The organism is Micromonospora sp. NPDC049089 (genome assembly GCF_040648775.1).
Classification (GTDB): Bacteria; Actinomycetota; Actinomycetes; order Mycobacteriales; family Micromonosporaceae; genus Micromonospora.
Genome location: NZ_JBEZEH010000026.1, coordinates 36627 through 45872, shown reverse-complemented (window position 1 = coordinate 45872; position 9246 = coordinate 36627). Strand labels below are relative to the sequence as shown.

The window sequence follows — 9246 nt, the reverse complement described above, 5'->3', positions numbered from 1 at the left end:
CGGTGTCACCCGTCCAGATTTAATCTGGGGCCCGTGTCGTGGTGCGGAACCGTACAAAACCCCCCCCTTCCGGGGGCGGCGCCGGGGCGGTCGGTGGTACGCGGAGCGCCAGGGCCCCGGTCCCCACCGCGTACCCCTAGGAGTTGTAGGCCTGCGCGGTCACCGTGACCTGGCGGGCGAGGCCCGACCGGGCCGGCCAGGAGATCCGCACCTCACGGGTCTCCCCCGGCAGGAGCCAGAAGTAGTTGTCGTCGTAGCGGGCCGGCAGGACCCGCTCACCGCTCCTGTCGCGCACGGCGAGCCGCACCAGGGCGGCGACCGTACGACCCTGGTTGCGGACCGTCGTGGTGACGGTGTTGCGCCCGTCCACGACGCGTACGGTGCTCGACGACGTCGACAGGCGGGTGCTCGGCAGGTCGTTGAGCGCCCGCAACTGCTCGGCCTTGTCGTAGCGCCAGTAGGTGTTCTCCGCGAGCAGCCGGTCCCGGCTGTCCCGCAGCTCCAGTCGCACCAGGTGCAGCCCGCCGCCGTTCGGCGCGGCGAGCGCGAAGGCCGCTGTGGTGTCCGAGCGGGCCACGTCCACCCGCTGACGTTGGGGCGAACCCAACGAACGGCCGCCCAGGTCGTAGCGTCGGGCGCTCACCGTGACCCCGCTCAGCGGGGCGGCGGTGTGGTTGACCACCCGGACCTGCCAGGTGCCCGGGTCGGCCTGGACGTGCACCGGCTCGCACCCCTTGCGGGCGCCGTAGTAGGCGCCGTTCACGTCGAGGTCGTAGTCGTAGGTCTGCCAGACCGTGCTGTGCCACGCCGGGTGCGACATCCACAGCAGCAGACCGGTGGCGTCCTGCCACAGGTTGGCGTTCCACGCCTCGAACATGGCGCGGTGGCTCTCGTAGTTGACGAACTGCGCCCGGGTGGCGAACTCGTCGAGCGAGGCGGACTCACCGAGCCGCGCGTCGATCGCCGCCTGGTACGTGCCGACACGCTGGTTACCGATGGTCGACCAGTCGTGGTAGTTCCACACCTCGCCGATCGGCCACTCCGGCGCGTCCCCGACGAGGTTGCGCATGCTCTCGACCACCGACACCACCGGCATGCCGATCTCGGTGTGGAAGCCGAACGAGTCCGCCTCGTAGATCGTCTTGTCGGTGTATGTCGTCGGGTCGACCCAGCCGTACGGCCCACGCCCGCTCACGATGCCGCTGGCGGAGTTGGGGATGTAGAGGATCTCGGGGTGCTCGGTGGCGACGGCCTGCTTGAGCCCGGCGTCGACGATCGGCGGCGGGTCTCCCTCGTTCGCGCCACACCAGACGACGATGCTCGGGTGGTGGCGGAACCGCCGAATGGTGTCGGCGGCGATGTCCACGTAGCCGGGCGGGTTGGGCAGGAACCCGCCCGCCTGCCAGAAGTCGTTCCACACCAGGATGCCCTGCTCGTCGCAGGCCTGGTACAGCTCCTCACGGTTGCTGCTGCCGAGCCAGTTGCGGATCATCGTGAAGTTCATGTCGCGGTGCATCTCGACCGTGTCGGCCAGCCGGTCGGGCAGCACCCGCCGCAACAGTTCGTCCCAGCCCCAGTTGCCGCCCCGGGCGAACACCGGCACGCCGTTCACCGTGATCTTCAGCTCGGTGATCTTGTTGCTGACCGCCTTGACGTCGGTCCAGCGCTGCCCGTCGTCGGAGACCTGGATGACGAAGTCGCGGGCGTACGCCTGCTCCCAGACGATGGTGACCTGGTCGAAGGTGACCGGAGCGCCGAGGTCGACCTGGATCCACTGGTTGTCCTCGAACTGTGACGACCAGCGGGTCCGGGGGTTGCCGTCGACGGCCCGGTCCGGGCCGTTGGAGTCGCCGTCGGACGACGACGCGGTGGCGGTCCGGCGCAGCGCCAGGTCGACGTCCGGCTCGGCCTGCCGCTGCACCGACAGCGCCCACATGGACACGCCCCACGAGGTGACCCGCGCGCCGGTCTGGATGCGCAGGTGCTGCGCGGTCTGGCTGGCGAACGTCTCGACCTGGGTGGCGCGGCTGCCCAGCGGGGTGTCGTTGCTGACCGACGTCACGTCGCTCCAGGCGTCCCCGTCGGAGGAGACCTGGACGCGGTAGTCCAGTGCGTACGCCTGCTCCCACACGATGGTGACCCGGTCGAAGTCGACCGCCGCGCCGAGGTCGACCTGGATCCACTGGTCGTCCTCGGCCTGCGAGGCCCAGCGGGTCGCCGCGTCGCCGTCGACGGCCTTGCCGGGACCGTTGCCGTCGTTCTCCGAGGACGACGCGCTGGTGTCGCGGCGCAGGGCGAGATCCGGGCCGGTGCCGTCGGCCACCGACAGCGAGAACATCGAGATGCCCCAGCCGGTGGCGCGCTGGCCGGCCTGGATACGCACGTGCCGAGCGTGCTGCCGGTCGAACGTGACCGTCTGGGTCGCCGCGCCGTCGACGAAGTCCAGGGCGGGCTTGCCGGGCGGCGAGATGACGATCGGCTGGTGCCAGTCGTAGGCGAATTCGCGGACACCGAAGCGGAGCGCACGTCGGTCGCTGACCGAGCGCTTTACGGTGGCGGTGAGCGTGAGGTCGTACAGGTGGGGGTCGCCGTAGCCGTTGGGCCACCAGAGTCGGGGCTTGTGCAGCCGCAGCGCGCGGAAGCGCTCCGGCGCGAAGGTGACTGTGGTGCTCCCGCCGGCGGGGACGGTCACCGTGGACTCGACGCGTACCTTGTCGAACTCGGCGCGGACGGTGACGGTGGTGGCGCTGGTCGCCGCGTTGCGGACCGGCACCCGGATGGTGACCTCGGCGGTGTCGGTCTTCGGCAGGCCCGGCAGTGTGGTCTGCACGTGCGGGTCACCGATGACCACCGCACCGGTGCTGCGCAGGCGGACGTGGTCCCAGAGGCCGGTGACCCGGTCGCGCACGGCCGGCATCCAGTCCCACCCGGACACCGCCAGGTAGGTCGGCGCGTCAAGGTAGTGGTGGGCCGACTGGAGGAAGGTGCGACCGTCGGGGCCCTTGTCGCCGGGGGTGCCCGCGTGCGGCATCGGGGTTACCCGGACGGCGAGGACGTGCTCGCCACGGTGACCGGCCAACGCGTCGGTGATGTCGAAGGCGGCCCGCGCGAACGGGTGCTTGACGCTGCCGACCTGGACGCCGTTGACCCAGGCGGTCGCCTCGTGGTTGATCCCGTCGAACTCCAGCCAGATCCGTCGGCCGGCCGAGGTGTCCAGGTCGCGCGGCAGCCGCAGCGCGCGCCGGTACCACCACGTATGCCTGGACAGCGCCTCCGGGATGCGCATGTTGTTGAAGCCAGCCACCGGGTCGGGCAGGTGGCCCTGCTCGACCAGGGTGCCCAGCACGGTGCCGGGCACCGTCGCCGGCAGCCAGGACCGGACGTCCACGCCGACGCGGGAGAGCTCAGCGCCGTCGGCGGTGCCGGCGAAGTCGTCCATCGTCAACGACCAGCCCGACTCCAACGGCACCGTGCCGTCGGCGGCGACCGTCAGTTCGGGTGCCGGGCCGGTGTTGCCGCCCTCCCAACTGGTCCAGCCCTCGGCCTTCGGCCGGCCGGCCAGCGGTACGCCGTAGACCTGGAAGCCGTTGAGGCCCACCGGGTTGCTGTTCGAGCGCTTCGTGGCGGTCATCCGGATCCACCTGGCGGTGACCGGCTCGGACAGCTTGATGGTCTGCGCGCCGCCCCGGCCCTCGCTGGTCTCGTACACCGACCGCCAGGCACGGCCGTCGGTGGAGACCTCGATCCGGTACGCGGTCGCGGCGCTGGAGAGGATCTCGTCGCCGTCGGTGTCGGTGTAGTTGCCGTCGAACGGCCCGTCGTCGAGCGTGGCCTCGAAGACCAGGGAGACTGCCTCGATCTGGCACAGCGCCTGGAGGTCCACCGAGATCCATTGTGGATCGCCGCTGGCGGCGCGCCATCCACTCCCCCGGACGCCGACCTGCGGCAGGCCGTCCACCGCGAAGGTGGCCGGCGTCGGCGCGTAGTCGGTCGAGGAGACCGCCACCGGGCGGTAGCGGGCCAGGTCGGTGGCGGCGGGGGTGGCGGTCGGCGGCGGCACGGCGGCGGCGGACGCGGGGGCGTTCGGGAGGGCCGCGGTCACCCCGACCGACGCCAACAGCGTCGCGCCGGCGGAGAGGAAGGTACGCCGGGAAATCGGCGATGGCTCGGACATCTTGCCTCCAGACATGACAACGTTGTCAGATGGCGAGGGGGTCTGTGACAACGTTGTCAGATGGTGGCCCGTTGTTTCCCCGGAGTCAAGGGTCCGAGTCGATCGTGATTCCCGAACACGTTCCGCAGCTGTTCCAGTTCGGACATCGACAGGCGGCTGCTGACCCTCCTGGTGGTCGGAATCGGCCAGGCGTCGCGTCCGGTCTCGTCAACGTCGCCCCCACAACTCGGCACGGGGGGTGCGGGCTATATGGGCGCTGCCTTTGGAGCTGATGCCGCAAACGATTCAGATCCTGGGTGCCACGGTGATGCCGCAAACGATCAGACCCCTGGGTGCCACGGTGATGCCACAAACGATTCAGCTCCAAAGGCGCCGACCAACACCTCTCCACCCCGCGACGCGGAGGCGGATCGGAGGTCACGGCGGCAGCGCGCCCGACCTACTACTTCATGGGCAAGGACAACATCGTCGGTCAGCTCGCCGGGCCGGTCTCCCGGCGGCCGGGGTCCCGCGGGTGGTACTCGGGGCGGAGCTTCGCGCTCGCGAACGCCGACTTCACCGCCGCCGAGAGCGCGGCCATGTCGTACGCGCCGTGGTGCCGCCGGCCGTTGATGAAGAAGGTCGGGGTGCCGGTGACACCGCTGAGATCGGCCGAGTCGACGTCCTCGGCGATCCGGTCCACGCCCATCCGCTTCACCATGTGCTCCCGGAACCCGTCCAGGTCCAGGCCGAGCTGTTCGGCGTAACCGAGCACGTCGGAGGGGTCGAGAGCGTCCTGGTGATCGAGCAGCAGGTCGTGCATCTCCCAGAACGCGCCCTGCTCCCCCGCCGCCTCGGCGGCCTCGGCAGCGAGTTGGGCATGCGGGTGGACGTCCGTGAGCGGCAGGTGCCGCCAGACGTACCGGACGTTGGCGAAGTCCGCCAACAGCTCCCGGACCACCGGCTCGGCCTGCCCGCAGTAGGGGCATTCGAAGTCGCCGTACTCCACCACAGTCACCGGCGCGTCGAGCGCCCCCCGCATGTAGTCACGGTCCGCATCGACCGGCAGCATCAGGTCGATGATCCCCTCGGTGACGCCCAGCAGCGCGCGGGTCCGCCGCGCCGGCGAGAGTCGACCGACGGACCGGAACACCAGCCAGGTGACGACTGACGCGCCGAGCGTCGCCACGAGGATGCCGAACTTCGCCTCGTCCAGGGCCGGGCCGCTCAGGGCATGGGTGGCGATCAGGAGGGCGACGGTGAAACCGATGCCGGAGATCGTGCCGACCCCCGCGACCGCGGCCCAACCGACGGGTGGTCGGAACCGGTTACCGCTGAGCCGGGTCACCAACCACGCGGTGGTCACGATCCCGGCCGGCTTGCCGACGACGTACGCGACCACGACCCCCAGCGTGACAGGGGAGGTCACCGCCCTGGCCAGCAGGTCGCCGTCGATCACGATGCCGGCGTTGGCGAGCGCGAACAGTGGCACCACCAGGTAGCTCGCCAACGGGTGGTAGAGCGTCTGCAACCGCTCGTTGGGCGACAGCGCCGAGATGAGCCCGGCCCGGGCCATCCGGGCCAGTTGCGGGGTGGGCTGTTCCCGAAAAAGGCGGAACTGGTCGCTGGCCCGCTGCAGGTCGCCGCGGCCGGGATCGTAGGCGTAGGTCAACAGCCCCATCACCAGGCCCACCGCGACCGGGTCGACACCGGACATCGAGACGGCGAGCCAGGCCGCCACCCCGAGCAGCGCGTAGACCGGCCCGAACCGCACCCCGCAGCCCCGGACGAGCAGCACCACGCCGAAGATCGCCGCGGCGACGACCAGCGCCGTCAGCGAGGGGTGATGCGGGTACGCGATGGCCAGCACCGCGATCGCCACCAGATCGTCGACGACGGAGACGGTCAGCAGGAAACCCCGCAGCCGTTCCGAGAAGCGTGGCCCGAAGACAGCGAGGGCGCCGAGCGCGAGCGCCGTGTCGGTGGCCATCACCGCACCCCAGCCCGCCGCGGTGGTGTGCCCGGCGTTGATGGCGAGGTAGATGGCGATCGGCACGAGCATGCCGCCGACCCCGGCCAGCATCGGCAACGCCAGGCGACGCCGTTCCCGCAGCTCACCGATGTCGAACTCACGGCGCAACTCCAGCCCCGCGACCAGGAAGAAGAACGTCATCAGGCCGCTGTTGATCCAGGTACGCACGTCATGCGCCACCTGCCAGTCGCCGAGCCGGACCGAGAAGGGGGTGCTCCAGACCGACTCGTACGACGATGCGCTGAGGTTCGCCCAGACGAGAGCCGCCACCGCGGCGATCAGCACCACCCGCGCGCCGCCGGTCTCGGTACGCAGGAACGAGCGCAGCGGAGCGTCGAACCGCCGGTCCCAGATGGTTCGGGCGGACCACCCGCGCTGCGTGTTGTCGCTCGTCACGCAAACAATCTTCGTCGCCCTGGACCGTCACGTGGTCCGGATTGCCACTCCTCCCCCGCGAACACGTCTCCTTGGCGGCACCCCCCTGCCGCGTCGATCTTGCAGTTTCGGTCGTCGAGATGCGGGTTTCTGCGTCATATGTCGCGCCAGAAACTGCAAGATCGCGCCCCTACTTGGTCGATCATGGAGTTGTGGTGCCTGATTTAGCGCCGTACCGGGCGCTTTGTTACCCACCACAAGTCCATGATCGACGGGGCGGGCGCGGCTTGACGGGCCGTTTGCTTCGCCTAGCGAAACTCCTTGGCGTTCGATCCTGTGGGCATGCACGCAGTGCGACTGATTGGTAGCGTGCCGGTGATGTTGCCGGTTGTCGCCGGCAGCGGTCCCCTGGGGAGGGTCGACGTGTGGGCGGACGACGCTGCGCTCGACGCGGCGGAGCGCCGGCTCGACGAGTGGGAGACGTCGCTCGCCGAGCGGGCGACACGGGCCAAGACCCTGTCGGCGACGATGCGGGGTCTGACCGGCACCGCCCACAACACCGACCGGACTGTCGACGTCACGGTCGACTCAGCCGGCCTGCTGATCGACCTACGGCTCGACGAACGCGTCCGGCAACAACCCGCGGCGCACACCGCTCGGCAGATCCTGGAGACCACCGCTGCCGCGCGCGCCGACCTGCTTCGACAGGTCAGCGTCGCAGCCACGGAAGCATTTGGCGGCGACGCGAGCGCCCAGGCCATCATCGACTCGTACCGGAGCCGGCTCCTCCCCGACCAGGGATCGAACGATGCCCGCCGGTGACGGCATCCAGGTCGACCCGGACGACCTGACCGCCCACGCGGCCCACCTGGACCGCTGCGCCAGCAGCCTCGACACCGCCCAGCAGGCAGGCCAGCGCGTCCGATTGGGCACCGACGCCTACGGGCAACTCTGCGCGGTGATGCCGGTGCTGCTCGACGGCCTCCAGCGCACCCTGGTAGACAGCATCGGCGCCGCCGCCGCATCGGTACGGGACACCGCCGGCAAGCTGCGGGTCGGAGCCGACCGCTACCGACGCTCCGACGCCCACGCCAAGCAGTTACTCGACGGGGTGCGGCGACACAGGTGACGTCGAACCCGCTCGTCGCCACTGCTGCGGACACCCCACCCAGCGCCTGGGCGGGCGTGTGGATCTGCGAGGACATCGAACTCATCGCCCAGGGCGTCCGCACCGGCAGTTGGATCGACGGCAGCCTCGGCGTCGTGAGCGCCGGCCTGGACGCCCTCGCCCTCGTCTCCGACCCGGTCGGCGCCCTGCTCCAGTACGGGATCGCCTGGCTCATCGAACACGTCAAGCCACTCAGCGAGGCGCTGGACTGGCTCGCCGGCGACCCGGCGCAGATCACCGCACACGCGCAAACCTGGCGCAACGTCGCCGGGTCACTCCGCGACGACGCCGCCGAACTGGCACGCGCCGTGCGCACCGACGTCGCCGGCTGGGGCGGCAGCGCCGGCCCCGCCTACCGGGCCTGGACAGCCGAACAGCACCAGGCCATCACCGGCCTCGCCCAGGGCGCCGACACCATGGCCGCGATCACCGAAGGGGCCGCCGGCCTGGTGGCCGCCGTCCGACTCCTCGTCCGCGACGCCATCGCCGCCTGCGTGTCCCGCATCATCGTGTACGCGGGCGAACTCCTCATCACCGGCGGACTGGCCGCGCCGCTGGTCGTGGAGCAGGTCACGACGTTGGTGGCGTCGTGGGGCGCGCGGATAGCGCGGTTGTTGCGCGGGTTGCTGGCCAGCCTGCGGCGGCTGATTCCGGAGATGCGTCGGCTCGGCGACCTCATCGAGAAACTCAAGCAGGCACTTGGGCGACTCCGGCATGCCGGGGCAGACCCGGGTAGCCTCAGTCGGGTTCGCGGTCGCGGAGCTGGTCCCCGAGTGCCGATGAGGATAGAGGCAGTGACGACCCTCGCCGCGAAGTACGGGATTGATATCTCCGACATCCGGCTCACCATCAACAATCGGGTTTCTGGTGTGTGCGGACTGACGAAGCCTGACGAGTCGGTCATGCTCTGTCGAGAAGCCTTCCGGAGCGAGGAGGACTTAGCCCGTACGCTCGAGCATGAGCGGTTCCATGTCGCCGAGCTTCGCCAGGGGCGCCCGTACCCTGCCACCCGTCATGAAATCGACGCATTCGAGGATCGGGCCTACGCCCATGAGGAACAGTGGTGGACCAACCAAGCGGTCAGGCCCGAGGGAGCGCAGTGATGGCCACGTTCGACGAGTGGTTGACGGCGTACGACGTCGTCTTTCGTGCGCTGCCGGCGACGTCGAACTTTGCCTGCCCGAACTGCGGTCACCGAACCCTGCGGATCGTCTTCACTGCGCCGCCCACAGCTGAGCATGGCTACGTCTCTTTCTGGTGCGACACCTGCTTGGAGGGGATCTACCTGTCCCGGGCACCTGTTCCACCCGGAGTCACCGCCCGATCGACGGACGAGCCGACCGAGGAACGCAACCGTGGCATCCCCGACTACCGCCTCGTGACGTAGAACCGGGTCGCCGGCGTAGGCGGCGGGAGAATGCACCGGCGTGGCCCTCGCGGAGCAGGCAGTGCCGGCCGCCTAGCAGCCGCAGATCGCAGAAGACCCGCAGCCGGAGTACGCGCGGGCCCACTCCGAAG

Annotated in this window: 6 protein-coding genes; 4 read left to right on the top strand and 2 right to left on the bottom strand. The window is 70.1% G+C overall.

From position 1 onward, the window contains the following. Positions 1 to 136 precede the first annotated feature (136 nt). Positions 137 to 4174, bottom strand: coding sequence for a discoidin domain-containing protein (locus AB0B48_RS07260; RefSeq protein ID WP_357197225.1), 4038 nt, complete (start codon positions 4172 to 4174; stop codon positions 137 to 139). 472 nt (positions 4175 to 4646) lie between these two features. Beyond that, positions 4647 to 6581, bottom strand: a complete 1935-nt coding sequence (gene nhaA / locus AB0B48_RS07255; protein WP_357197222.1) for a Na+/H+ antiporter NhaA — start codon at positions 6579 to 6581, stop codon at positions 4647 to 4649. Between the two features lie 321 nt (positions 6582 to 6902). Here nhaA and AB0B48_RS07250 point away from each other — a divergent pair, with 321 nt between their 5' ends. The 4 genes from AB0B48_RS07250 (at position 6903) to AB0B48_RS07235 (ending at position 9115) form a co-directional block, all read left to right on the top strand. Further along, complete coding sequence (locus AB0B48_RS07250; RefSeq protein ID WP_357197219.1) at positions 6903 to 7382, top strand: YbaB/EbfC family DNA-binding protein; 480 nt, start codon at positions 6903 to 6905, stop codon at positions 7380 to 7382. Next, positions 7369 to 7689 (top strand): type VII secretion target, encoded by a 321-nt coding sequence (locus AB0B48_RS07245; protein ID WP_357197216.1) that lies wholly within the window; start codon positions 7369 to 7371, stop codon positions 7687 to 7689. Before AB0B48_RS07250 ends, AB0B48_RS07245 begins: the two co-directional genes overlap by 14 nt. A gap of 134 nt (positions 7690 to 7823) precedes the next feature. After that, positions 7824 to 8831 carry a WXG100 family type VII secretion target gene (locus AB0B48_RS07240; RefSeq protein ID WP_357197214.1) on the top strand — a complete coding sequence of 336 codons (1008 nt, stop codon included), beginning with the start codon at positions 7824 to 7826 and terminating at the stop codon, positions 8829 to 8831. After that, positions 8831 to 9115: a hypothetical protein gene (locus AB0B48_RS07235; RefSeq protein ID WP_357197211.1), complete on the top strand. Its 285-nt coding sequence runs from the start codon at positions 8831 to 8833 to the stop codon at positions 9113 to 9115. Before AB0B48_RS07240 ends, AB0B48_RS07235 begins: the two co-directional genes overlap by 1 nt. The last annotated feature ends 131 nt before the right edge of the window (positions 9116 to 9246 follow it).

What these genes read in the sequence shown, in the direction of transcription:
- AB0B48_RS07260 (WP_357197225.1), bottom strand. Translation starts at nt 4,174, where the DNA reads ATGTCCGAGCCATCGCCGATTTCCCGGCGTACCTTCCTCTCCGCCGGC.
- AB0B48_RS07250 (WP_357197219.1), top strand. Translation starts at nt 6,903, where the DNA reads ATGCACGCAGTGCGACTGATTGGTAGCGTGCCGGTGATGTTGCCGGTT.
- AB0B48_RS07245 (WP_357197216.1), top strand. Translation starts at nt 7,369, where the DNA reads ATGCCCGCCGGTGACGGCATCCAGGTCGACCCGGACGACCTGACCGCC.
- AB0B48_RS07235 (WP_357197211.1), top strand. Translation starts at nt 8,831, where the DNA reads ATGGCCACGTTCGACGAGTGGTTGACGGCGTACGACGTCGTCTTTCGT.